The sequence below is a fragment of the Vibrio zhugei genome, from assembly GCF_003716875.1.
Lineage (GTDB): Bacteria > Pseudomonadota > Gammaproteobacteria > Enterobacterales > Vibrionaceae > Vibrio > Vibrio zhugei.
The window spans coordinates 2,704,119-2,729,445 of sequence record NZ_CP033078.1 but is presented as its reverse complement, the minus strand read 5'-3'; the positions used below and the strand labels follow the sequence as shown (position 1 = coordinate 2,729,445).

Sequence of the window (25,327 nt, the reverse complement as noted above, 5' to 3'; positions counted from 1 at the left end):
TTAACGTAATCTAAGGAAGGGAAATATGAACGGATTAGTCGATTCTAAAAACATTCATATAGCTGAAGGATCAGCGGTTAAGCATCAAAAGCTAAAAATTGGCCTTTTGACCATGATGGCGATATGCATTGGTCTGGTTATTGTTCAGGGATCCATGATTTCGGCAACGCAGGGGATAGGTCTCGGAGGAATGGCGTTTATTGCGGCGATGGTGACGGCTTTCATCTTTGCCCAGTTTAATGCCATGAGTTTTGCTGAGTTATCTCTGATGTTTCCGCAGGAGGGCTCGCTGGCAATGTACACACAAAAGGCATTAGGCCATTTTCCCGCGATTGTTGCCGTGTTTGCAGGGTATGTGGTGGTCGCTGTCTTGGCTCTACCGGTAGAGTTGTTTTTAGTGGATGCCATGTTGGGTCAGATCTTGCCTAATATGTTGCCTGAAAAGGTCGTGCCTTTAACCATTCTTATTCTGTTAAGCCTCACCAATTTGGTGGGCGCGGACGTTTTTGCCCGAGTTCAAAATCTCTTGGCGTTTATTTTAGTGGCCGCTCTTATCTTGGTGGGGCTATGTGCCATTACAGGGCTAGGGGAGCCTCATCCTCACCTGACCGGAGCTACCGTAGATTGGAGTTTTGGTGGCGTGATTGATGGGAGCTTTATTGGTTTAGTCGCGCTTGCTATGTGGCTTATGGTCGGGGTGGAGTTTATCTGTCCGATGATCACTGAGGTGAAAAACCCAGTGAAAAATATTCCGCGTGCTATGCATCTTTCATTGTTGGTCATTTTCGCTATTTTTCTTGCTTTTGCTTACGGTGCGAGTCTCTACCTTAATGTTGATGACTTAGTTGGGTCTCCAATCCCGTATTTGAATTACATTAGTGCGGTATTCGGGCCTTCTGGGCTGGTGATTGCGACAGTGATGGCACTGGCGGCTACTTGCAGCACCGTGAATACGATTTTGGCCTCCATCCCAAGAATGCTACATGGCATGGCGATGCAAGATCAGGTTTTTCCTCAGTTTAAAGCGCTAAACCGTTTTGATGCACCATGGGTTGGTATTGTGGTGATGGCCGCATGTACATCCATTCCATTCTTGTTTCTCAATATGGATTCATTGCTGGTATTAGTCATTGCAGCGACCACCAGTTGGCTATTGGCCTATATAGTGGCGCATATCAACGTCATTGTATTGCGTACACGTTTGCCCAAGCATCAACGTCCTTATAAAACGCCTTTCTACCCACTCCCACAAATCTTAGGGATCATCGGTATGGGGTATGTAGCGTTGCATAACTCACCGTCACCGGAGATGACATCGCTTGTCTACTCCATTACGGGAGGAATTTTGGCTATTGTCATCGTAATCAGTGCTGTTTGGGTTAAGTTTTACATGAAGCGAAACTTGTTTGAGCCAGATATCTAGCGGTAAGTTTTTACCGTGAAACAATCCATTGTTACTTGAAATCAAAGGGCGCCCGTTAAGCGCCCTTTTTTCTTTAGTGCCGCGAACATCACATCAGAAAGAGATCTGAGGCCTGAGCACATCCATCCGATATTCGTCTACGTTGCCTCCAAATGCACCGTCTATCGGTTATTATTACTCCATATGAGCGGTGATATTTTCCATTGGTAATTCCGCTGAAGTTTGGTTAACCTCCGCCTTCGACGCAGCGGCGCTCGATACATCCCCTGCAGGGGATGGCCTCTGAGGTTCCCAACACTACCGTGATTGAATTGGAGTTATATCATCTAATCAGTCTCTTTATTATTTAGGAATGACCATGAAGACATTACTTTGGGCCGGGTCGCTCGCCTCGTCATTTTGCATTGCTATGCCAAGTCATGCGCAATCACAGCCAATGACGATGGAGACGGTTGTGGTGACCGCTAACCGCTTACCTCAATCTCAACATTCGACCCTATCCAATGTTGATGTGATTAGCCGTCAAGAGATTGAGCAATCCCAAGCGAAAAGTTTACCCGATGTATTGCAACGCTTAACCGGAGTGCAAATCTCGCAAAATGGTGGGCGAGGGCAACTGGCGAGCCTCTATATCCGAGGGACAGGGCCATCGCAAGTGCTAGTGCTGATGGATGGTGTGCGTTTAGCTCGTTCAGCTAAGAGTTCGGTCGATTTCAATCAAATTCCGCTTAGCTATGTCGATCACATTGAGTATGTGCGTGGAGCTAAGGCCTCTCTATACGGCTCAGAGGCCATCGGTGGTGTCATCAACATCATAACGGTGGCACGTTCTCGTCAGCAGGGAACCAACGTCAATATCGGTTTAGGCAGTTTGGACTATAAGCAGATTGGCGGCTCGACAGGAGTGGCGACGTCTGAGAATGGTCAATTGAATGTGGCAGTGAGCCATGAGGCCGATGATGGTTATAACGTTCATCCTATACCTGGTATTAATGACGGCGATAAACATGGTTTTAAAAGTAATAATGGGTTAGTGGGGTATACCCATGATGTGACCGAACAACTCTCATTGTTTGCTAATGGCAGACTGTTTAAAAATACCTACCAGTACGATTCTTCGTTTGGCTCGCATAAATATATGGAAGCCGAGAAAGACGATCAGTCGTGGACTTTGGGGGGCGAGTTTAATGGCCAGCAATACCACTCTTTATTGCAATTTAACTATCAGCAGCAAAAACAATCGGACTATCAACAATCTCTTGGTAAAGAGTCCGCTAGTGCAACCCGAGATCGTGTCACACAAAGTGTCGCCAAGTGGTCAAACAGTTATCACATTAATGAGGCAATAACCGCAGCGGCTGGCATCGATTGGCAGCAATCGGGATATAAAAACCTGAACACCAATCGCGAGTTCACTCGTGATAATACCGCTGTGTATGCATTGATTGTCGCAGAACTGGACCGATTGCGATTAGAGGCCAGTGGACGTATGGATGATAACGAAGCATTCGGTCAAGACGAAACGTATAATATTGCGGCTGGATATCAGTTGATGCCAGAGCTGGCTTTACGAGCGTCCTATGGTACAGGTATAAAAGCCCCAAACTTATATGAATTGTATGATCCTAAATACGGTAATAAAGCGTTAACACCGGAGGAATCAAAAAGCTATGAAGTGGGTCTCTTTGGCCGAATGAATATTATCGACTGGTCTATCACAGGGTATGATACAAGGATCTCGAATTTACTGAGTTATGATCCCACCACTTATGTATCCAAGAATATTGACGGACAGTCGCATATTAAAGGGATTGAAGTCGAAGCCAACTTGAGTACTGGAATCGTCGACCATCAGCTCAGTGTTGATATTAAATCGCCCAAAGATAAAGAGGGCCATCAATTGGTGCGCCGCTCAAGACAAATTTATAAGTGGAATACGACCACTCACTTTGATGATATCGATTGGGTCGTGAGCTATATGTGGTTTAGTCGTAGACCAACGTCGACCGCTCATGTGGATTTAGCCAGCTATGCCTTAGTGAATACATCGATGAATTACTACGTGACAAATAAGGTGACGCTGAGTGGGCGCATTGCTAACGTATTTGATAAAGAATACGCCACGGCTGCAGGTTACCCAGCGGCTGAGCGTGCCTACTATATGAATATGAGCTATCAATTTTAACGATAACCGCCTTCGGGCGGTTTTTTATCGTATTTTGACCGTTGCAGCAGACAAAAGAGCGAGTATGATTAGAGCGTTTTTTATATGAGAAGAAAGTTGTGACGAGCCAACCTAAAGTACTCATTTTCGATTCTGGAGTCGGTGGACTCTCTGTTTATAAAGCCATTATCGCCCGACTACCTCAGTTATCGATTGTGTATACATTTGATAACGAGGCGTATCCCTATGGTGAACTGGAGCAGAAGACGTTGCTTTCGCGTGTTTTGGGAATTGTTCAACGCGCGGTATTAAAAGACGATATCGATCTTGTGGTGATTGCCTGTAATACCGCCAGTACGATTGTCCTACCGGCACTGCGTGCAAAATTACAGATTCCCGTCGTCGGTGTGGTGCCTGCTATTAAACCAGCGTCACTACTCTCGCATCTTGCTGTGGGTCTGATCGCAACGCCTGCAACCGTCACTAGGCCATATACTCAAGAACTGATCCAACACTTTTCTCCTCATAAGCCAGTAGAACTGCTGGGTTCGACTCGCTTAGTCGATATGGCAGAAGAGAAGCTCCGCGGACACGGCATTGATTTGCATGAGTTAGAACATATTCTTGCGCCGCTGCACAATAAAATAGATGTGGCCGTTTTGGGATGTACGCATTTCCCTTTGATCAAAGAGGAAATTCAGACAGTGCTAGGCAATCAGGTTCGATTGGTAGATTCTGGAGAGGCGATAGCGAGGCGAGTTGCTCAATTGTTATCATTACCGATGGATGAAGAAGATAGAGGTCAGAGGGAGAAACATCGAATAATGTCCAGCACCACTCCTTGGGAAGAAACGGCACTGAACATGGAACTAAACAAACTAGGATTCGGGATTATTCAAAACTGTCCGTACCCGATGGATGCTTAGGATCATTCGCGACGCGTACTTTTAAAGTACGTTGCATGTAGTCTGCCTCATTCAGAGCATTAATGGTTTGGTCCGCACTCGCTGAAGACATCACAACAAAACCAAACCCACGTCTTTTGCCCGTCCGTTTATCTTTCATCAATCGGACGGCAAACACATCACCATGTTCAGCAAATAAGTCACGCACATTGGCTTCATTCGCTTTATAAGGCAGGTTACCCACGTAAAGTGTGGTGGTAGACATGTTGTCATTGGGTTCATCTTGAGCCGCTGGTGTTTTTGCTGTCCATGTGAACACCAACGCGGTTAATACAACACCAATAAGGAAACTGATAGCTGGCGACACGAAAACCTGAGAAAAAAGGATTGCGCCTATCAGTGCTAAAACTACGGTAATTAAAATATCTTTAGTAAAGTTCATATCGAATACTACTTATTCTGAAGAAAACAATAAGGGAAATATCTACTATTCACAAAATAGATATATGAATAGTACGTACATGCTTGGTATTTTTCCAATGGATTGCTGTGACTCCCTTCAAATGTTCATATTTTATTCGTAACTTATGACTTTGACGGCTTTTTAAGCGAACGAAATTAAAATGTAAAAAAACACTTGTCATAATCTGCAGTCTCCCTATAATGCCGCCACACCGACACGGAGTAAGACGAATATTACGAAGTGGCTTAGGAAACTAAGTAATCGGGCTTGAGAAAAAAGTTTAAAAAAACGATTGACTCAAAAATATTTAAGCGTATTATACGCACCCCTAGCCACGGCGCATTAAGCGATTCGTTGCTAAGGAAAAGCTCTTTAACAATTTAAACCTATCAATCTGTGTGGGCACTCGTTGATGATAATCAATAGCTTCTTAGGAAGCACAATTGGTTTCAATGAACTGAGTGACCAATCGAGATTAACTGAGTTAATCTTGGCACAGTCAATTCATTATCATTCTCTTCTTATTTATAAGGGATGATGATAATAGCTTTAAAATTACGTGTTTACTTCGGTAAATAACAGTTTTGAAGTCAGTATTCATTGAGCCACAAAAAACTTTAATTGAAGAGTTTGATCATGGCTCAGATTGAACGCTGGCGGCAGGCCTAACACATGCAAGTCGAGCGGTAACAGAAAGAAAGCTTGCTTTCTTTGCTGACGAGCGGCGGACGGGTGAGTAATGCCTGGGAAATTGCCTTGATGTGGGGGATAACCATTGGAAACGATGGCTAATACCGCATAACGCCTTCGGGCCAAAGAGGGGGACCTTCGGGCCTCTCGCGTCAAGATATGCCCAGGTGAGATTAGCTTGTTGGTGAGGTAAGAGCTCACCAAGGCGACGATCTCTAGCTGGTCTGAGAGGATGATCAGCCACATTGGGACTGAGACACGGCCCAAACTCCTACGGGAGGCAGCAGTGGGGAATATTGCACAATGGGCGCAAGCCTGATGCAGCCATGCCGCGTGTATGAAGAAGGCCTTCGGGTTGTAAAGTACTTTCAGCAGTGAGGAAGGGGTGGTGTTTAATAGACACCATTCTTGACGTTAGCTGCAGAAGAAGCACCGGCTAACTCCGTGCCAGCAGCCGCGGTAATACGGAGGGTGCGAGCGTTAATCGGAATTACTGGGCGTAAAGCGCATGCAGGTGGTCTGTTAAGTCAGATGTGAAAGCCCGAGGCTTAACCTCGGAATAGCATTTGAAACTGGCAGGCTAGAGTACTGTAGAGGGGGGTAGAATTTCAGGTGTAGCGGTGAAATGCGTAGAGATCTGAAGGAATACCAGTGGCGAAGGCGGCCCCCTGGACAGATACTGACACTCAGATGCGAAAGCGTGGGGAGCAAACAGGATTAGATACCCTGGTAGTCCACGCCGTAAACGATGTCTACTTGGAGGTTGTGGCCTTGAGCCGTGGCTTTCGGAGCTAACGCGTTAAGTAGACCGCCTGGGGAGTACGGTCGCAAGATTAAAACTCAAATGAATTGACGGGGGCCCGCACAAGCGGTGGAGCATGTGGTTTAATTCGATGCAACGCGAAGAACCTTACCTACTCTTGACATCCAGAGAACTTAGCAGAGATGCTTTGGTGCCTTCGGGAACTCTGAGACAGGTGCTGCATGGCTGTCGTCAGCTCGTGTTGTGAAATGTTGGGTTAAGTCCCGCAACGAGCGCAACCCTTATCCTTGATTGCCAGCACTTCGGGTGGGAACTTCAGGGAGACTGCCGGTGATAAACCGGAGGAAGGTGGGGACGACGTCAAGTCATCATGGCCCTTACGAGTAGGGCTACACACGTGCTACAATGGCGCATACAGAGGGCAGCCAACTTGCGAAAGTGAGCGAATCCCAAAAAGTGCGTCGTAGTCCGGATTGGAGTCTGCAACTCGACTCCATGAAGTCGGAATCGCTAGTAATCGTGGATCAGAATGCCACGGTGAATACGTTCCCGGGCCTTGTACACACCGCCCGTCACACCATGGGAGTGGGCTGCAAAAGAAGCAGGTAGTTTAACCTTCGGGGGGACGCTTGCCACTTTGTGGTTCATGACTGGGGTGAAGTCGTAACAAGGTAGCGCTAGGGGAACCTGGCGCTGGATCACCTCCTTACTACGAATGATTATTGCGATGAGTGTTCACACAGATTGATATGGTTTAGACAAAGCAAAGAGTATCTTAGTGTCCCGTTCGTCTAGAGGCCTAGGACACCGCCCTTTCACGGCGGTAACAGGGGTTCGACTCCCCTACGGGATACCATTGGGTCGTTAGCTCAGTTGGTAGAGCAGTTGACTTTTAATCAATTGGTCGCAGGTTCGAATCCTGCACGACCCACCATTCCTTCCATGGGAATTAAAATACCATGGGCGATTAGCTCAGTTGGGAGAGCACCTGCCTTACAAGCAGGGGGTCACTGGTTCGAACCCGGTATCGCCCACCACTCTCTAAATATTTTTGGATTCCAATTCCAAACCACTACTAAAACGTGCGTGGTTGGCATTTGTGACGCTGAAAATCTTTAGAAAGTGTATTTTATAAGAAATACTCTGCTCTTTAACAATTTGGAAAGCTGAAAAAATACTCTTTTAGAAGAGTATTTGTAAAAGTTCTCAATTATTTCATCTAGTAATCTAGACGAAGTAAACAAAAACACATTCAAGTGTTCTTGGATTCACTGTTTTTCAGTGAATATTCAAAATTGAGTCCGGCAATATCGAGTCTGCAACATGTCCTTTTTGTCTTCACTTTTCAAAGTGAAAGCAAAGAGTTATGCAGACAAACCTTGGTGATTTGATTCATCAATCCAAAACTTTTTTGGGTTGTATGGTTAAGTGACTAAGCGTACACGGTGGATGCCTTGGCAGTCAGAGGCGATGAAGGACGTACTAACTTGCGATAAGCGTAGATGAGGCAGTAAGAGCCACTTGAGTCTACGATGTCCGAATGGGGAAACCCACCTGCATAAGCAGGTATCATTAACTGAATACATAGGTTAATGAGGCGAACCGGGAGAACTGAAACATCTAAGTACCCCGAGGAAAAGAAATCAACCGAGATTCTGGAAGTAGCGGCGAGCGAAACCGGATTAGCCCTTAAGCCATTTATGCGTCAGGTGAAGTGTCTGGAAAGGCACGCGATACAGGGTGATAGCCCCGTAACCGGCAACGTATTTGTGGTGAAATCGAGTAAGGCGGGACACGTGATATCCTGTCTGAATATGGGGGGACCATCCTCCAAGGCTAAATACTCCTGACTGACCGATAGTGAACCAGTACCGTGAGGGAAAGGCGAAAAGAACCCCTGTGAGGGGAGTGAAATAGAACCTGAAACCGTGTACGTACAAGCAGTAGGAGCCTCCTTTGTGGGGTGACTGCGTACCTTTTGTATAATGGGTCAGCGACTTATATTCAGTGGCAAGGTTAACCGTTTAGGGGAGCCGTAGGGAAACCGAGTCTTAACTGGGCGCACAGTCTCTGGATATAGACCCGAAACCGAGTGATCTAGCCATGGGCAGGTTGAAGATTGAGTAACATCAATTGGAGGACCGAACCGACTAATGTTGAAAAATTAGCGGATGACTTGTGGCTAGGGGTGAAAGGCCAATCAAACTCGGAGATAGCTGGTTCTCCCCGAAAGCTATTTAGGTAGCGCCTCGGACGAATACTACTGGGGGTAGAGCACTGTTAAGACTAGGGGGTCATCCCGACTTACCAACTCTTTGCAAACTCCGAATACCAGTAAGTACTATCCGGGAGACACACGGCGGGTGCTAACGTCCGTCGTGGAGAGGGAAACAACCCAGACCGCCAGCTAAGGTCCCAAATTATTACTAAGTGGGAAACGATGTGGGAAGGCTCAGACAGCTAGGATGTTGGCTTAGAAGCAGCCATCATTTAAAGAAAGCGTAATAGCTCACTAGTCGAGTCGGCCTGCGCGGAAGATGTAACGGGGCTAAGTAATAAACCGAAGCTGCGGCAATGCGATTTATCGCATTGGGTAGGGGAGCGTTCTGTAAGCCGTTGAAGGTGGATTGAGAAGTCTGCTGGAGGTATCAGAAGTGCGAATGCTGACATGAGTAACGATAATGGGGGTGAAAAACCCCCACGCCGGAAGACCAAGGGTTCCTGTCCAACGTTAATCGGGGCAGGGTAAGTCGACCCCTAAGGCGAGGCTGAAAAGCGTAGTCGATGGGAAACGGGTTAATATTCCCGTACTTCTTACAATTGCGATGGGGGGACGGAGAAGGCTAGGTGGGCCTGGCGATGGTTGTCCAGGTTCAAGTGCGTAGGCTGAGTATTTAGGTAAATCCGGATACTCAAGGCTGAGACACGACGTCGAGCACCCAAGGGTGTGAAGTCATTGATGCCATGCTTCCAGGAAAAGCCTCTAAGCTTCAGATTGTAAGGAATCGTACCCCAAACCGACACAGGTGGTCGGGTAGAGAATACCAAGGCGCTTGAGAGAACTCGGGTGAAGGAACTAGGCAAAATGGTACCGTAACTTCGGGAGAAGGTACGCTCTATATAGGTGAAGAGACTGGCTCTTGGAGCCGAAAAGAGTCGCAGATACCAGGTGGCTGCAACTGTTTATTAAAAACACAGCACTGTGCAAAATCGTAAGATGACGTATACGGTGTGACGCCTGCCCGGTGCCGGAAGGTTAATTGATGGGGTTAGACTTCGGTCGACGCTCTTGATCGAAGCCCCGGTAAACGGCGGCCGTAACTATAACGGTCCTAAGGTAGCGAAATTCCTTGTCGGGTAAGTTCCGACCTGCACGAATGGCGTAATGATGGCCACGCTGTCTCCACCCGAGACTCAGTGAAATTGAAATCGCTGTGAAGATGCAGTGTACCCGCGGCTAGACGGAAAGACCCCGTGAACCTTTACTACAGCTTGGCACTGAACATTGAACCTACATGTGTAGGATAGGTGGGAGGCTTTGATATGCAGACGCTAGTTTGCATGGAGCCGTCCTTGAAATACCACCCTTGTAGTTTTGATGTTCTAACTTGGTTCCCTTATCGGGAATGAGGACAGTGCCTGGTGGGTAGTTTGACTGGGGCGGTCTCCTCCCAAAGAGTAACGGAGGAGCACGAAGGTGGGCTAATCACGGTTGGACATCGTGAGGTTAGTGCAATGGCATAAGCCCGCTTAACTGCGAGAATGACAATTCGAGCAGGTGCGAAAGCAGGTCATAGTGATCCGGTGGTTCTGAATGGAAGGGCCATCGCTCAACGGATAAAAGGTACTCCGGGGATAACAGGCTGATACCGCCCAAGAGTTCATATCGACGGCGGTGTTTGGCACCTCGATGTCGGCTCATCACATCCTGGGGCTGAAGTCGGTCCCAAGGGTATGGCTGTTCGCCATTTAAAGTGGTACGCGAGCTGGGTTTAGAACGTCGTGAGACAGTTCGGTCCCTATCTGCCGTGGGCGTTGGAGAATTGAAAGGGGCTGCTCCTAGTACGAGAGGACCGGAGTGGACGAACCTCTGGTGTTCGGGTTGTGTCGCCAGACGCATTGCCCGGTAGCTAAGTTCGGGATCGATAACCGCTGAAAGCATCTAAGCGGGAAGCGAGCCTTGAGATGAGTTCTCCCTGGCGCTTTAAGCGTCCTAAAGGGTTGTTCGAGACTAGAACGTTGATAGGCAGGGTGTGTAAGCGTTGTGAGGCGTTGAGCTAACCTGTACTAATCGCCCGTGAGGCTTAACCATACAACACCAAAAAGGTTTTGTAACGGACTCAATAGAGTACTTGAGTGTGTGAGAACGGCTTACGAGCCAAAAAAACAGCTTTCCAGATTGCATGAGTATCGCGTAAGCGGTAGTCATAAAAGAATTTGCTTGGCGACCATAGCATTTTGGCCCCACCTGATCCCATGCCGAACTCAGAAGTGAAACGAAATAGCGCCGATGGTAGTGTGGGGCTTCCCCATGTGAGAGTAGGTCATCGCTAGGCTTTAATTAAGACATAGCGTGATTAACGTTATGGAAAAACCAGTTTGCGGAGCGGTAGTTCAGCTGGTTAGAATACCGGCCTGTCACGCCGGGGGTCGCGGGTTCGAATCCCGTCCGTTCCGCCATTTGTTTTGAAGCCTCGTTCGATTGAACGAGGCTTTTTTTCGTCTGTGATTTTTCTATTGCCAGACGCTAATATTAATACCATCTTGTTTCCATAAAAAAGCCAGTTATCAATATAACTGGCTTTTCGATGACTAATGGATATTGATGTGATTATCGTTGTCGCACTTTCTCTTTTAAGGCTTTTTTCTCTGAATCAGAAAGGAAACTGCTCTCTAGTCCATTGATTTGTAGCTGGCGCAATTGCTCGGGAGTGAGGCCAACTTTGCTACTCGCGATGGCATACTCGTGAGCGAGCTCTATCCCTTCGACTGCCGGGTCATCGGTGTTCAAACTGACAAGAATATCGTGATCCAAGAACGTAGTAATCGGGTGGACATCCAGAGAGGCGACTGTGCTGGTCTGAATGTTGGATGTGAGACAGGATTCCACTCCAATACGGTGCTTAGCGAGATAAGCAAGCAGAGACGGATCGTCAACGGCCTTAACACCGTGGCCAATACGAGTGGCTCCCAGTTCATTGATGGCTTGCCAGATACTTTCTGCCCCCGCCGCTTCACCAGCGTGTGTCGTGACCTGTAAGCCTGAATTACGTGCTGTTTTGAAGTGCTCAATAAATTGATCGCCCGGCTGGCCTAATTCGTCTCCTGCTAGGTCTACGGCGACAAAGTGTTGTTGATGGGCAAGAATGGCTTGAAGCTCTTTTCGGCAAGCTTCTGAGCCAAAGGTACGGCTCATGATACCAATCAGGTTGGCTTGTACACCAAAGTCGCGAACACCAGCGTGTACGCCATCAATCACGGCCTCTACCACCCCTTCCAATGGTAAGTTATGTTCTAACGCCATGTAGTAAGGTGAGAAGCGTAACTCTGCATAGTCAATATTAGCACGTAATAAGTCTTCGACATTTTCATAGGCGACGCGCCGACAAGCCTCTAGGTTGCCGAGAACTTTCACGCCCCAGTCCAGTTTCGATAAAAACGCGACTAGTGAAGGTTCTGTTTCCACCACTTGTACATACGGTGTTAATGCATCAGCAGTACTGGCGGGTAACTCTAGATTAAATTGTTGGCCTAGATCCAGTATCGTGCTCGTGCGGATGTTGCCATCTAAATGGCGATGAATATCCGTTAGGGGAAGGTCTTTACTAATCATGAGTGTTTCCTAGTCGAAATTTTAACATCAGTATAAGAATCGTAGACCTATCTGTCAGCTCATTCTTATTGTCAAATAGGAAAGTATTGGTCAAGACAGCTCAGAAATAGAGCTGTCTTTAATGCGTTGGCTAGTAAAGTTCTTTTAACTTACGGGTCAACGTATTGCGTCCCCAGCCTAGAACTTTCGCCGCTTCTTGCTTGTGCCCATTGGTATGTGCGAGCGCCGCTTCCAATAGAATCCGTTCAAATTCCGGCAGAGCAAAAGAGAGAATGTCGGTATCGCCTGCGGATAAAGACGATTTCGCCCACAACTCCAATTGTTTCTGCCAGCTTTGACCTCCTTCCACTTCCACGCTCTTTTTATCCGCTAATAGTTCAGAAGGAAGGTCACTCGGTAAAACTTCTGTACTGGTCGCCATCACGGTTAGCCAGCGACACATGTTTTCGAGTTGACGGACATTGCCTGGCCATTCCAGCTGCTTTAACGTATCCAGTGTTTTAGGATGCAGTGTTTTCATCTCGACACCGAGCTCGTCAGCGGCAGAGACTAAAAAGTGCTTGCTCAGCTTTTCAATATCCTGACGACGTTCACGTAGCGCCGGGATTTGAATGCGAATGACATTTAAACGGTGAAAGAGATCTTCACGAAAGAGGCCTTTGTGGACTAACTTTTCTAAATTTTGGTGGGTAGCGGCGACAATACGCACATCGACTTTGATTGCTGAATGCCCTCCGACGCGATAGAACTGACCTTCTGCCAAAACACGTAATAAACGGGTTTGAATATCCAGGGGCATGTCACCAATTTCATCTAAAAAGAGGGTGCCACCGTTGGCTTGTTCGAAACGGCCTTGGCGAACATTATTTGCGCCGGTAAAGGCGCCTTTTTCGTGCCCGAATAATTCTGATTCGATGAGATCTTTTGGAATGGCGGCCATATTCAGAGCGATAAATGGCTTTTGTACTCTCGGGCTGTGACGATGCAGCGCATGTGCGACGAGCTCTTTACCGGTGCCAGACTCGCCATTAATCAGCACAGAAATGGAAGAGCGTGATAGACGGCCAATCGCGCGAAAGACTTCTTGCATGGCTGGCGCTTCACCAATGATCTCTGGGGTTTCATCGGTGGCTTGGTGTGCAGAGTTTTCTTTACGCTGTTCTTGGCTGTGTGAAATCGCTCGCTCAACCAAAGTGAGCGTTTCATCGACATCAAACGGTTTTGGAATGTATTCAAACGCCCCTTTTTGATAGGCATTAACTGCCGCATCCAAATCCGAATGCGCCGTCATGATGATGATCGGTAGATCCGGTGAATGTCGGTGTACTTGATTGAGCAGTTCGAGGCCGTCGATTCCCGGCATACGAATGTCCGACACTAGAACGTCCGGTGTTTCACGCTCTAGAGCTAATAACACGCTTTCTGCATCAGAGAACGTTTCGCATTTGATATTCGCAGAAGAAAGGGTTTTCTCCATAACCCAACGAATTGAGCTGTCGTCGTCGACAACCCATACGTATCCTTTACTCATAATATTGTCCTCAATATCAATTCAGCTGTGACGTTCATTGAATCGGTAAGTAAATAGTAAATATGGTCCGCCCTGGCCAGCTTTCAACATCAATTTTTCCATTATGCTGATCGATGAGGTTTTGTGAGATCGACAAGCCTAAGCCTGACCCGCCATCTCGGCCACTGACCATGGGGTAAAATAGGGTATCTTGTAGCTCGATAGGGATACCCGGTCCGTTATCGATGATTTCTATACGCGCCACAAGTTTATGGCGTTGTCCGTGAATATTGGCTTGATGCACCGTGCGCGTACGCAAAATGATTTCACCATGCGGTTGATGAGCTAAAATTTGGGCCGCATTGCTGACTATATTCAGTAATGCTTGCTCAATTTGGTCCGGGTCCATCATGATGTCAGGCAGGCTAGGATCGTAATCACGTTCAAAGATCAGATCGCGATTGCCGTCTAGTTCGATCAACTGACGAACTTTCTCTAGGATTTGATGCAAGTTGCCTCGTTCTTTTTTACCTGGCTTTTGTGGACCTAATAGGCGGTCAACTAAGGCTCTCAGACGGTCAGCCTGCTCAATGATGATTTGGGTATATTCCGTTAGACTTTGATCCTCTAGCATTCTTTCTAATAGCTGAGCGGCACCACGTAATCCACCCAGTGGATTCTTTATCTCGTGAGCCAGTCCTCGCACCAATAATTTCGCCGCTTGCTGTTGAGCATGTTGATTCAGTTCTTGCGTGAGTCGTCGTTGTTGTCCAATGCGTCGCATTTCGACGAGCAGCATCAGTTCTCGGTTCCAAGAAAGAGGACTGACAGTCACTTCCAACATCAGCGGTTTACCATCGACAACGAAAGTGACGTCGCTGTCTGTGATGCTTTGGCCGCTTTGTAACGGTTGCGACAGCAAGGCGAGATCCATGGAAGCATGTTGTATCAGATTCGAAATAGGTTGGTTGATGATACGTTTAGCACTTTGTGAAAAGAGTTGCTCTGCCGAAGGATTGGCATAACAAATACAGAGAGACTCATTGAGTATCAGTGTTGCGGATACGATATTGTCTAAGATAATGTCACTTAATTCAGTACTCACAACGTCTTCCTCTCTTCCACATTGAGTTACTTATGCACCAATACAGTGCATACTACCATGAAGCTTGGTGCATTAAATATGGGCACACTACCGATTTATCGCCGAACTAAAAAGGAAATGCACTAAATAGGGACTTTGAATCATTTATCGGGATTTTTGCACCATATTAACTAGTAGTAATGCAATAAGCTTGCCGATAATGCCAAGGTAAGAGTTAAAAACGGATAGGATAGAGTGGGTTAGCTTTTTACACCATTTTGGTGCTAGGACGACCTTAATAACAAAAAAGCCTGCTCAATTGAGCAGGCTCTTATATTCAATTCGTTCTTGTACTTATACAGAGTAGTACATTTCGAATTCAACAGGGTGAGTCGTCATTTGCAGGCGCGTCACGTCTTCAGATTTCAATGCGATGTAAGAATCGATGAAATCATCAGAGAATACGCCGCCAGCAGTCAAGAACTCACGGTCTTCATTTAGTGCATTGAGGGCCACTTCGAAGTTTTCAGCAACTTTTGGAATTTCTGCTGCTTCTTCAGCTGGAAGATCGTACAGATCTTTATCCATTGCATCACCAGGGTGAATCTTGTTCTTGATACCGTCTAGGCCAGCCATTAGCAGTGCAGAGAAGGCAAGGTATGGGTTCGCTGTTGGATCAGGGAAGCGGACTTCGATACGACGAGCTTTCGGGCTTGGTACCACTGGAATACGGATCGATGCAGAGCGGTTACGCGCTGAGTACGCCAGCATAACGGGTGCTTCAAAACCTGGGACCAAACGTTTGTACGAGTTCGTTGACGCGTTTGCAAACGCATTGATGGCACGAGCGTGTTTAATAATACCACCGATGTAGTAAAGCGCTGTTTCAGAAAGACCGCCGTACTTATCGCCAGCAAATAGGTTAACCCCGTCTTTAGCAAGCGATTGGTGAACGTGCATACCTGAACCGTTGTCACCCACTAGTGGTTTCGGCATAAAGGTCGCGGTTTTACCAAATGCATGCGCGACGTTGTGAACAACGTACTTATAAATTTGGATTTCATCCGCTTTGGTCGTCATGGTGTTGAAACGTGTTGCGATTTCGTTTTGACCTGCGGTTGCCACTTCGTGGTGATGCGCTTCAACAACAAGGCCCATTTCTTCCATGATCAGACACATCGCAGAGCGGATGTCTTGAGAAGAGTCAACAGGTGATACTGGGAAGTAACCGCCTTTCACGCCAGGACGATGACCTTTGTTGCCATCTTCATACTCAGTGCCGCTGTTCCAAGCTGCTTCTACATCGTCAATCTTATAGAAAGAGCCTGACATGTCTGAAGAGTAACGGACATCATCAAACAGGAAGAATTCTGGTTCTGGGCCAACAAGAACGGTATCGGCAATGCCAGTTGAACGCATGTATTCTTCTGCGCGTTTGGCAATAGAGCGTGGGTCACGATCGTAACCTTGCATTGTCGCAGGCTCTAAGATGTCACAACGAATATTGACGGTTGACTCTTCAGTAAATGGGTCCAGTACCGCAGAAGAGGCATCTGGCATCATCACCATGTCGGATTCGTTGATGCCTTTCCAGCCAGCAACAGAAGAGCCGTCAAACATCTTGCCTTCTTCGAAGAAGTCCGCATCGACTTGGTGAGCCGGAATTGATACGTGTTGTTCCTTACCTTTCGTATCAGTGAAGCGTAAGTCGATAAATTTGACTTCGTTTTCTTGAATCAGCGATAAAACATTTTCAACTGACATCTTGGATAACCTCCAGTGTTAAAATAGCAATTAGGCTCGAATTTACGATGAAACCAGCTTACGAGACGGCTGTCCCCATTTCATAATCGATGTTGATTTTCATGAAGCTAAATTCATGCCAAAAAAATAAATCCATTAGTTTCATTGGCTTACGCTGATGATGACAGATATTGGTGCTGTGCTATGCACTAAATTGGTCACTCGATGCACCAAAATGGGTAGATCATGTTTATTTTGGTGCACATCGTTGCTTAAGCCAGAGACCATTCAGCCTCTATCTCATTAAAATGTCAATGTATGTTTCATGAAAATAACGCAACAGAATAAGGTTGCTTATGTGTCAATACAGTTGAATTTATTACCAAAAGATAAAAATAACCGAAATAGATCACATATTTCTGGGTTTTTCGCTAAAATCTGGTACATTATGGTCGTTTTTTTAACCAAGCTCTGACCTCAATTACGACATGGTGTCGTAAAGGGTCTTTTGTGAAATAAGTGAATTAGAATCCATGGCTACTCCGCAAATTGAAAAACTAAGAAACATCGCGATCATCGCTCACGTTGACCACGGTAAAACCACGCTTGTTGATAAGCTACTACAACAGTCAGGCACGTTAGAGTCTCGCGGTGAAGTTGAAGAGCGCGTCATGGACTCAAATGACATTGAAAAAGAACGTGGCATCACCATTCTTGCTAAAAACACAGCAATTAACTGGAATGACTACCGCATCAATATCGTTGATACTCCTGGACACGCCGACTTTGGTGGCGAAGTAGAACGTATTATGTCGATGGTAGACTCTGTGCTACTTATCGTTGATGCTGTTGATGGCCCAATGCCTCAAACCCGTTTCGTAACCCAAAAAGCGTTTAACTACGGTTTGAAACCTATCGTGGTTATCAACAAAATTGACCGTCCTGGCGCGCGTCCTGACTGGGTAATGGATCAAGTCTTTGATTTGTTCGACACCTTAGGTGCGACAGACGAGCAGCTCGACTTCCAAGTGGTTTATGCGTCAGCACTAAACGGTTGGGCAAGCCAAGAAGAAACCACGACTGGCGAAAATATGGAACCATTGTTCCAAGCGATCGTTGACGGTGTTGATGCGCCAAACGTTGACCCTGATGGTTCACTGCAAATGCAGATCTCTCAGCTAGATTACAGCTCTTACGTTGGTGTTATCGGTGTGGGTCGTGTGACTCGCGGTACGGTGAAACCTAACCAACAAGTGACGGTTATTTCTGCTGATGGCACAAAACGTAACGGTAAAGTCGGTACGGTATTGGGGTATCTTGGTCTTAACCGTTCAGAAGCCGATCAAGCTTCAGCGGGTGACATCGTTGCCATTACCGGTTTAGGCGAACTGAAAATCTCAGATACCATCTGTGATGTTAACGTTGTAGAAGCGCTACCAGAATTGACGGTTGATGAACCAACGGTAACCATGACTTTCCAAGTAAACACGTCTCCGTTTGCGGGTAAAGAAGGTAAATTCGTTACGTCACGTAACATTCTAGAGCGTCTAGAAAAAGAATTGGTTCATAACGTGGCACTGCGTGTTGAACAAACCGAAGACCCAGACCGTTTCCGTGTATCTGGTCGTGGTGAATTGCACCTGTCTATCTTGATCGAAAACATGCGCCGTGAAGGTTTCGAACTTGCTGTGTCTCGTCCAGAAGTGATCTTGAAAGAAGAAAACGGTAAGTTAATGGAACCGTTTGAAACGGTAACGATTGACGTTGTCGAAGAGAACCAAGGCGCGATTATGGAGAGCATCGGTTTACGTAAAGGTGAACTGAAAGATATGTCTCCTGATGGTAAAGGTCGTGTTCGTATGGACTTCTTGATGCCATCACGTGGCTTAATCGGTTTCCAAACGGAATTCTTAACCATGACGTCAGGTTCTGGTCTTCTTTACCATACGTTTGACCATTACGGTGAACACAAAGGTGGAGAAATCGGTCGTCGTCAAAGTGGTGTTCTGATTTCAAACGCAACGGGTAAAGCACTTACTTACGCACTATTTAACCTACAAGGTCGTGGTCGTTTGTTTGCTGAGCACGGTGATGAAGTGTATGAAGGCCAAGTTATCGGTATTCACAGCCGTTCAAACGACTTAACTGTAAACTGTTTGAAAGGTAAGCAGCTGACCAACGTTCGTGCATCAGGTACGGATGAAGCTCAAACTCTGAGCCCAGCGATTAAATACACACTTGAGCAAGCGCTTGAGTTCATCGATGATGATGAATTGGTAGAAGTGACGCCAGAAAGCATTCGTATTCGTAAGAAATTCTTAACTGAAAACGATCGCAAACGTGCTTACCGTGGTGGCAAATAAGCCTTAACCACGTTGCTATAAAAAAGAATATAAAGCCTTTGGATATCCAAAGGCTTTTTTTTATCTTTGATTCATGGTGTTATTAATCCGGTGACGATTTTAGCAAGGACGTTAACAATCGCTTAGACTAAGGGAACCTCCTATTTGAGTAAGTACTATGCCTAATTATCAACAGCTATCAAAAGAGAGCATGAACTTTGTCCGCTATGTCTCTCATCGCATGAATCAGGATCGCGTGAATGTCACGGCAGGATACTTGGCGTATATTACGTTGATTTCTCTTGTGCCAATGCTGACGGTATTGGTCTCTATTCTGTCTTCTTTTACGGTGTTTAAGGATGTGAGTGACGTGATTCAAGATTTTGTCATCACACATTTCGTGCCCACAGCAGGCGATGCCGTCAGTGGTGCGTTAAGACAATTTGTTGCCAACACTGGGAAAATGACCATTGTGGGCAGTATTTTCTTGTTCGTTGCGGCCATCACATTGATCTCGAATGTGGACCGCAGCCTGAACTTCATATGGCGAGTGCGCAATAAGCGACGTTTCGTGTTTTCCTTATCGATGTATTGGATGTTTCTGACTTTGGGGCCTTTATTGATTGGGGCGAGTATCGCGTTGAGTTCTTATATTACCTCGCTAACCGTGATCGATAATGAAACACTGACTGGAGCGTATAATCTCTTTTTACGATGGTTACCTGTTTTGTTATCGTTTCTTGCTTTCACGGTGCTGTATTTACTGGTGCCCAATAAAAAAGTGAAGCTACAACATGCCTTCATTGGCGCTGTGGCTGCGGCGATATTGTTTGAATTCAGTAAAAAAGGGTTTGCCTTTTATATTACTAACTTTCCGTCTTATCAGCTCATTTATGGCGCGTTAGCGGCGATCCCTATCTTATTTGTTTGGGTCTATTTATGCTGGTTGATAGTATTGTTTGGGGCTGAAGTCACCGCCGCTCTCGGTGAAGAGGTGCAGTGGCGTGCCCGGTATCAAGAGGCAATAGAGAAAGTGACACAACCAGAGGACAGTAAGAGTGATAGCGCTAATACAAAGAGTGAGTGAAGCATCAGTACGTGTTGAGGGCGAAACGGTTGGCGCCATTGAGCAAGGGCTGTTGGTGTTGCTTGGTGTCGAAAAAGGCGATGATGATGCCAAAGCTCAGCGCTTAATGGAGCGGGTAACGCAATATCGAGTGTTTGAAGATGACGCTGGGAAAATGAACCTGAGTGTGAAAGATATTGGCGGCAGCGTGCTGGTGGTTTCTCAATTTACACTCCCGGCGGACACCAAAAAAGGCACGCGAGCGGGCTTTTCCAAGGGCGCTGCGCCTGATGACGCGCGTCGTTTGTATGAGCGATTTACCCAATTATGTGCCGATCAGCTACCGACAGAAAGCGGGCGCTTTGCTGCAGATATGCAAGTGTCTTTAACCAATGATGGTCCTGTGACGTTTTGGTTGCAAACGTGATTTATTGCATCGTAAAACTGTGCTAAGCAAAGAGTAGGCGTCGTTATTATTCTAGGATAGGATCGACATTATCGAGTTAAAAGGATACTTAACCGGAAATTTGTATGTTTAAACTGATTACACCGCGAACGGAAAAGCAAATCAAAAAGTATTATCAGTTCCGCTGGCAGATGTTACGCGAACCTTGGCAAATGCCGCTCGGCTCGGAAAGAGATGAATACGATGGTATGAGTCATCATCGCATGATTGTCGATGGTCGTGGACGTCCGATTGCGATAGGAAGGCTGTACATCACGCCAGACTGCGAAGGCCAGATTCGCTATATGGCAGTGAAAGCAAACCGTCGTGGTAAAGGGATGGGATCATTGCTACTCGTTGCGCTCGAGTCGTTTGCTCGCCAAGAAGGGGCAAAACGATTGGTCTGTCGAGCCCGTGAAGCGGCCATACCGTTTTATCAAAGTAATGGGTTTGAATGCCGAGGTGAGCTGGTTAGTGGGCGTGGTCCGTTACTGCACCAACAGATGGTGAAGCCTCTCGATGTGCGCGCAACGGTACTCCGTAAACCTGAGTGGTGTGCGGAGTTGCAAGATCGTTGGCAGGAGCAAATTCCCATTTGTGAAAAGATGGGCATTAAAATTCAAGAATACACTGGCTATCAATTCCAGTGTAGTGCGCCGTTAAACCCCAACCTGAACCCACATAATACGATGTTTGCCGGTTCGGCATTTACTTTGGCGACATTAACAGGCTGGGGGATGGCGTGGCTACTCATGAAGGAGCGTGATTTATCCGGCGATATTGTCTTGGTTGATAGTCATATTCGTTACCATCAACCGTTATTCTCTAACCCGCTGGCCTCTACTTCGATGGATGGTATCAGTGGCGATTTAGACCGTTTAGCCGCTGGCAGAAAAGCGCGTATTGTCGTGCAAGTGTCGATTACCAGCGATGGTCATGATGCGGTCGATTTCTTTGGCACTTATATGCTAATGCCTGACTACAAAGCCACGTTAGAGAGTATGCCGCACTAAGGTGATTGTGGCGTTGTTGTCTTTTCCTCTGGTGTGGTGTCTTTAGGGTGCAGCAAGTCATACACCGTGGTTTTGCCATGAGCGGTCTCGCGGATTTCTAGCTTTCCTGTTTTTAAGTCCACTAAGTCTAAGTCGCCAAATAGGATGGCATTGAGCGTGGTCCCTTGAATGGTCGTCTCGGGAAGAGAAATCTTTCCGCGATCGGCCGTAACGTCAATCCCATTGATAGCAAAGGGTTGGATCGTTGTCGTATTGTCTTGTTGCATGGTCATGACACCACGATAGACACTGCCCTGTGCCTGACCACTGAGAGTGTGCTTCATGATCGTTGGGCTGCCCGCCATTCCATTTAAAGACAGGTTCGCTTCAGCGAATCCACTGAGCGATATGGGTAACGACACCCACTGAGTCAGTGGCTCTAAGGGTAAGCCATCGCTTTGTACGTGCAAGGACCATGGCGCCTCATTGCTGTCTATCGGCCAAGAGCCTTGTGCTTTGAGGTAGCCATATTTGAGTGGTAGGAAAGCTCGGGTGAGCGACCACGTGTGTGCGTCACTTGTCATTTCTATAATCGCTTGACTGGTATGCAGTTTCCCAATACTGGCACTATTCGCACTGACACTGAGTTGCCCTTGCCATAAACCCCATTGATTATTGTGACGTAGCGTTAGGTCCGTTCCGCTGACGTTAAGTCCGGTCAGTTGCCAGAAAGGACGGTGTTTGAGTTGGATTATTTGAGTATTGCTGATATCCAGTTGATCTATCGCAATGGTTGGCCAATGGAGATCCGTGAATGAGAAGGTCGGGAAATCGTCGTCCTGCTCGCCGTACCAGCGAACACCGTTGAGGCTAAGGTTGGAAAGGTGTAACGAGTCTGGGGTGAGTGCACCACTCAGCTGTAATCTTCCTTGCCAAATGTCCGCGAGAAAATCATTGATGGTAATTTTCCCAGGAGTGAGAGACACCGTGACATCTGGGTTTACCCACTGGAGATGCTTCCACTGCGCATTATCGGCATGCAGAGAAATGGACCCTTGGTTTTGCCATAATGACGTGACATCCATATTTTCAATCGACACATCAGCATTGTTGAGAGTAACAGCACCGATCTGCAGATTGCTATTAAGGATATCGAGGCTATTGATATGTTGGATCATCTTGGTTTGAGGTGTGTCCGACCACTTGTAACGCAGTTGAGCAATCACGTCTTGAGTTAAAGACAAATGATTCATGGTGACGTTAACCAGAGACCAACCTTGCGGATAACGTTCTGCTTGTCCGGAGATTAGTCCATTGCGCCAATGAAAAGAAAAACCATTGATTCGGCTGTCAGTGAGTTGATGATCGGCATCAACTAAGAGTTGAGTCATGGTTTCGCCTTGCCATTGCAAAGACTCTGCAGAAAGCTGAATGGTGCCATAGGGTAACCATTGCTCATCTCGATACCAGTGGGGATCTTTTATTTGTACATTGAGCGCGGTGGCACTGACCTCGTCAGTCTCCAGTGACAAGTTGTGGATGGCGAGCTGGTGGATATGAAAGGTCGATGGCTCTGAAAAGTGCGGTAGCGTGTTATCAATGGTGACCCCATCAAACAGCGCGCTCTCTATTTGCCATTGGTCATGATCATAAATTGACGGATTGAACCACAAATCCAAATGCCGAAAGGTGAGTGAGGTATGGTTCAATTGGATGGTTGGCTGAGTAAAGCGCAGGTGCAACGGGTAATCATATTCGACGTGTTTGAATGAGAGCCGTTCATCACCGATGAGCTGATTTATCCATTGTGCTATTGGTGTGGCATAAGAGGTGTTGAGTAACCCAAACAGAGTGGCCAGTGTGATAACCGCCAATAACAACGCAGAGATAATAAAAGTAAGCAGCTTTTTCATAGGAAATTCAGAACCGTAGTCAACCTCAGCATAGAGTGTAGTAAATCTATGCGGCATTCAACCTATATAGCAAAAAAAGCCCCTGAAAGTAGGGGCTTTTTGAGTCTTGGTTTTACTTGATTTGTGGTCCGGCGCTGACTAACGCTTGGCCTTCTTCGGTATCGGTATATTTATCGAAGTTATCAATAAACCGTTTCGCAAGATCGTAGGCTTTGCTTTCCCACTGCAATGGGTCCACATAGGTATCACGAGGATCCAAAATCTCGTTATCCACATCGTGCAATTGCGTTGGAATCTCGAAGTTAAATATCGGCACGGTTTTGGTTGGGGCTTGTTCAATCGATCCATCTAAAATGGCATCGATGATGGCCCGCGTATCTTGAATGGATATCCGTTTTCCTGTGCCATTCCAACCCGTATTCACGAGGTAGGCCTGAGCCCCAGCTGCTTCCATGCGTTTAACCAGCACTTCTGCATATTTGGTGGGGTGCAAAGTCAAAAACGCGGCGCCAAAACACGCTGAGAATGTTGGGGTCGGTTCGGTGATCCCACGCTCTGTTCCCGCTAGTTTGGCTGTGAAACCGGACAAAAAGTGATACTTGGTTTGCTCGGGGGTTAACTTCGACACTGGCGGTAAGACGCCAAAAGCATCCGCTGATAGGAAGATCACTTTTTTCGCATGGCCGCCTTTCGAGACCGGCTTAACAATATTATCGATATGATAAATTGGGTAGGAGACACGCGTGTTTTCGGTTTTTGAACTGTCATCAAAATCAATCACACCCTGCGCATTCACCACGACATTCTCAAGTAACGCGTCACGGCGAATCGCGTTGTAAATGTCCGGTTCCGCCTCTTTGGATAACTTAATGGTTTTGGCGTAGCACCCTCCTTCAAAGTTAAAGACACCTTCGTCGTCCCAACCATGTTCGTCATCACCAATGAGGGCACGTTTAGGATCGGTCGATAAGGTGGTTTTACCCGTACCGGATAAGCCAAAGAAGATTGCCACGTCCCCTTCTATTCCTTGATTTGCCGAGCAGTGCATCGCGGCAATATCTTGCAAAGGAAGGAAGTAATTCATCATGGCAAAAATGCCTTTTTTCATTTCGCCGCCATACCATGTGCCACCAATGAGTTGCATTTTTTCGGTGAGATGGAAGGCGGTAAAGTTTTCTGAATTCAGACCATGTTGTTGCCAGTTCGGGTTGGTGCATTTGGCGGCGTTCATCACGACAAAATCTGGCGTAAAGTGTTGCAGCTCGTCTTCTGATGGTCGAATAAACATATTCTTCACAAAATGCGCTTGCCAAGCGACCTCAGTAATAAAACGCACGCAAAGACGAGTTTCTGGATTGGCCCCACAAAATCCATCGACCACAAACAACCGCTTATTGGACAGCTGTTTGGCTACTGTTGCTTTCAGATCATCCCACACTGCTTGCGACATGGGTTTATTGTCATTCTTCGCTTGTGGCGAGGTCCACCACAGTGTATCTCGCGTCGTCTCATCTTCGACAATGTACTTATCTTTCGGCGAGCGCCCCGTAAAAATACCAGTATCGACCGCTACAGCACCAAGCTCAGTTACGATCCCTTTTTCATACCCCGCGAGGGTCGAATCGGTTTCTTCTTCAAAGAGTTGTTCATAACTGGGATTATGCAGAATTTCTGTTACGCCAGAAATACCGTATTCAGAGAGTTCTAAGTTTGCAACCATGGCATGGTCCGCAGTGGTCATAAGGTGCTCCTCATAGAATATTGTAGGGTTTTTTGTCGAGATGTTAGTTATTTTTATAATATTGATGGTAGCAATGGAATAAAAATAAAACAGGGTGTGTGTTCAAAAAAAACACAAAAAACCAGAGAGGAAAAGAGCGTCATTGAAAAGTGAGAAGTCAGGCCTGGCTTATATTCACGTAACTGATACGGACTGGGGGATGAGGTAATGAGAATCGCGGGATGAAAACGTGCTTTGGCTGTTCAAGGGG

14 protein-coding genes, 4 tRNA genes and 3 rRNA genes are annotated in these 25,327 nt (G+C 46.6%); 14 read left to right on the top strand and 7 right to left on the bottom strand.

All coding sequences use genetic code 11. The features are described 5' to 3' along the window. Nucleotides 1–25: 25 nt before the first annotated feature. From EAE30_RS17820 to murI, 3 genes are all read left to right on the top strand, one after another. Entirely contained in the window at nucleotides 26–1,423 is a 1,398-nt protein-coding gene (locus tag EAE30_RS17820; protein ID WP_123017124.1) for an APC family permease, read from the top strand. A 358-nt stretch (nucleotides 1,424–1,781) separates the two neighbouring features. Beyond that, nucleotides 1,782–3,608 (top strand): TonB-dependent vitamin B12 receptor, encoded by a 1,827-nt coding sequence (gene btuB / locus EAE30_RS17815; protein ID WP_123017123.1) that lies wholly within the window; start codon nucleotides 1,782–1,784, stop codon nucleotides 3,606–3,608. Between the two features lie 98 nt (nucleotides 3,609–3,706). Further along, nucleotides 3,707–4,513: a glutamate racemase gene (gene murI / locus EAE30_RS17810; protein ID WP_123017122.1), complete on the top strand. Its 807-nt coding sequence runs from the start codon at nucleotides 3,707–3,709 to the stop codon at nucleotides 4,511–4,513. On the opposite strand, the gene EAE30_RS17805 is transcribed toward murI, so the two are convergent. After that, nucleotides 4,479–4,934, bottom strand: a complete 456-nt coding sequence (locus EAE30_RS17805) for an RNA recognition motif domain-containing protein (RefSeq protein ID WP_123017121.1) — start codon at nucleotides 4,932–4,934, stop codon at nucleotides 4,479–4,481. The genes murI and EAE30_RS17805 overlap by 35 nt on opposite strands. 639 nt (nucleotides 4,935–5,573) lie before the next feature. Here EAE30_RS17805 and EAE30_RS17800 point away from each other — a divergent pair. From EAE30_RS17800 to EAE30_RS17770, 7 genes are all read left to right on the top strand, one after another. Next, nucleotides 5,574–7,117 (top strand): 16S ribosomal RNA (locus tag EAE30_RS17800). A gap of 71 nt (nucleotides 7,118–7,188) precedes the next feature. Continuing rightward, nucleotides 7,189–7,264 (top strand) — tRNA-Glu (locus tag EAE30_RS17795). A gap of 2 nt (nucleotides 7,265–7,266) precedes the next feature. Continuing rightward, a tRNA-Lys gene (locus EAE30_RS17790) sits at nucleotides 7,267–7,342 on the top strand. A 27-nt stretch (nucleotides 7,343–7,369) separates the two neighbouring features. After that, a tRNA-Val gene (locus EAE30_RS17785) sits at nucleotides 7,370–7,445 on the top strand. Nucleotides 7,446–7,830: 385 nt separating this feature from the next. Then, a 23S ribosomal RNA gene (locus tag EAE30_RS17780) occupies nucleotides 7,831–10,720 on the top strand. A gap of 128 nt (nucleotides 10,721–10,848) precedes the next feature. Beyond that, nucleotides 10,849–10,964, top strand: a 5S ribosomal RNA gene (gene rrf / locus EAE30_RS17775). The 16S, 23S and 5S rRNA genes sit together here with 4 tRNA genes alongside, the layout of an rRNA operon. A gap of 47 nt (nucleotides 10,965–11,011) precedes the next feature. Next, a tRNA-Asp gene (locus EAE30_RS17770) sits at nucleotides 11,012–11,088 on the top strand. 151 nt (nucleotides 11,089–11,239) lie between these two features. Here EAE30_RS17770 and add read toward each other — a convergent pair. The 4 genes from add to glnA all read right to left on the bottom strand — a co-directional run bounded on the left by add (nucleotide 11,240) and on the right by glnA (nucleotide 16,599). Then, nucleotides 11,240–12,241: an adenosine deaminase gene (add, locus tag EAE30_RS17765; protein ID WP_123017120.1), complete on the bottom strand. Its 1,002-nt coding sequence runs from the start codon at nucleotides 12,239–12,241 to the stop codon at nucleotides 11,240–11,242. A gap of 130 nt (nucleotides 12,242–12,371) precedes the next feature. Next, on the bottom strand, nucleotides 12,372–13,772 hold the full coding sequence (glnG, locus tag EAE30_RS17760) for a nitrogen regulation protein NR(I) (protein WP_123017119.1): 1,401 nt from the start codon (nucleotides 13,770–13,772) through the stop codon (nucleotides 12,372–12,374). 34 nt (nucleotides 13,773–13,806) lie between these two features. Then, nucleotides 13,807–14,856 carry a nitrogen regulation protein NR(II) gene (gene glnL / locus EAE30_RS17755; protein WP_123017118.1) on the bottom strand — a complete coding sequence of 350 codons (1,050 nt, stop codon included), beginning with the start codon at nucleotides 14,854–14,856 and terminating at the stop codon, nucleotides 13,807–13,809. Nucleotides 14,857–15,189: 333 nt separating this feature from the next. Next, nucleotides 15,190–16,599, bottom strand: a complete 1,410-nt coding sequence (gene glnA / locus EAE30_RS17750; protein ID WP_123017117.1) for a glutamate--ammonia ligase — start codon at nucleotides 16,597–16,599, stop codon at nucleotides 15,190–15,192. A 512-nt stretch (nucleotides 16,600–17,111) separates the two neighbouring features. Between glnA and typA the strand changes: the two genes are divergently transcribed. The 4 genes from typA (at nucleotide 17,112) to EAE30_RS17730 (ending at nucleotide 21,444) form a co-directional block, all read left to right on the top strand. Further along, nucleotides 17,112–18,941: a translational GTPase TypA gene (gene typA / locus EAE30_RS17745; protein ID WP_123017116.1), complete on the top strand. Its 1,830-nt coding sequence runs from the start codon at nucleotides 17,112–17,114 to the stop codon at nucleotides 18,939–18,941. Nucleotides 18,942–19,098: 157 nt separating this feature from the next. After that, nucleotides 19,099–20,007: a virulence factor BrkB family protein gene (locus EAE30_RS17740; RefSeq protein WP_123017115.1), complete on the top strand. Its 909-nt coding sequence runs from the start codon at nucleotides 19,099–19,101 to the stop codon at nucleotides 20,005–20,007. Next, nucleotides 19,979–20,413, top strand: coding sequence for a D-aminoacyl-tRNA deacylase (gene dtd, locus EAE30_RS17735; protein ID WP_123017114.1), 435 nt, complete (start codon nucleotides 19,979–19,981; stop codon nucleotides 20,411–20,413). Before EAE30_RS17740 ends, dtd begins: the two co-directional genes overlap by 29 nt. 104 nt (nucleotides 20,414–20,517) lie before the next feature. Beyond that, the gene (locus tag EAE30_RS17730) at nucleotides 20,518–21,444 is read left to right on the top strand and encodes a bifunctional GNAT family N-acetyltransferase/hotdog fold thioesterase (protein WP_164711888.1); all 927 of its coding nucleotides are present in this window, start codon (nucleotides 20,518–20,520) and stop codon (nucleotides 21,442–21,444) included. On the opposite strand, the gene EAE30_RS17725 is transcribed toward EAE30_RS17730, so the two are convergent. Next, complete coding sequence (locus EAE30_RS17725; RefSeq protein ID WP_164711887.1) at nucleotides 21,441–23,336, bottom strand: AsmA family protein; 1,896 nt, start codon at nucleotides 23,334–23,336, stop codon at nucleotides 21,441–21,443. The two genes, EAE30_RS17730 and EAE30_RS17725, sit on opposite strands and share 4 nt — an antisense overlap. Nucleotides 23,337–23,448: 112 nt before the next feature. After that, nucleotides 23,449–25,077: a phosphoenolpyruvate carboxykinase (ATP) gene (gene pckA / locus EAE30_RS17720; protein ID WP_123017111.1), complete on the bottom strand. Its 1,629-nt coding sequence runs from the start codon at nucleotides 25,075–25,077 to the stop codon at nucleotides 23,449–23,451. Nucleotides 25,078–25,327: the final 250 nt, after the last annotated feature.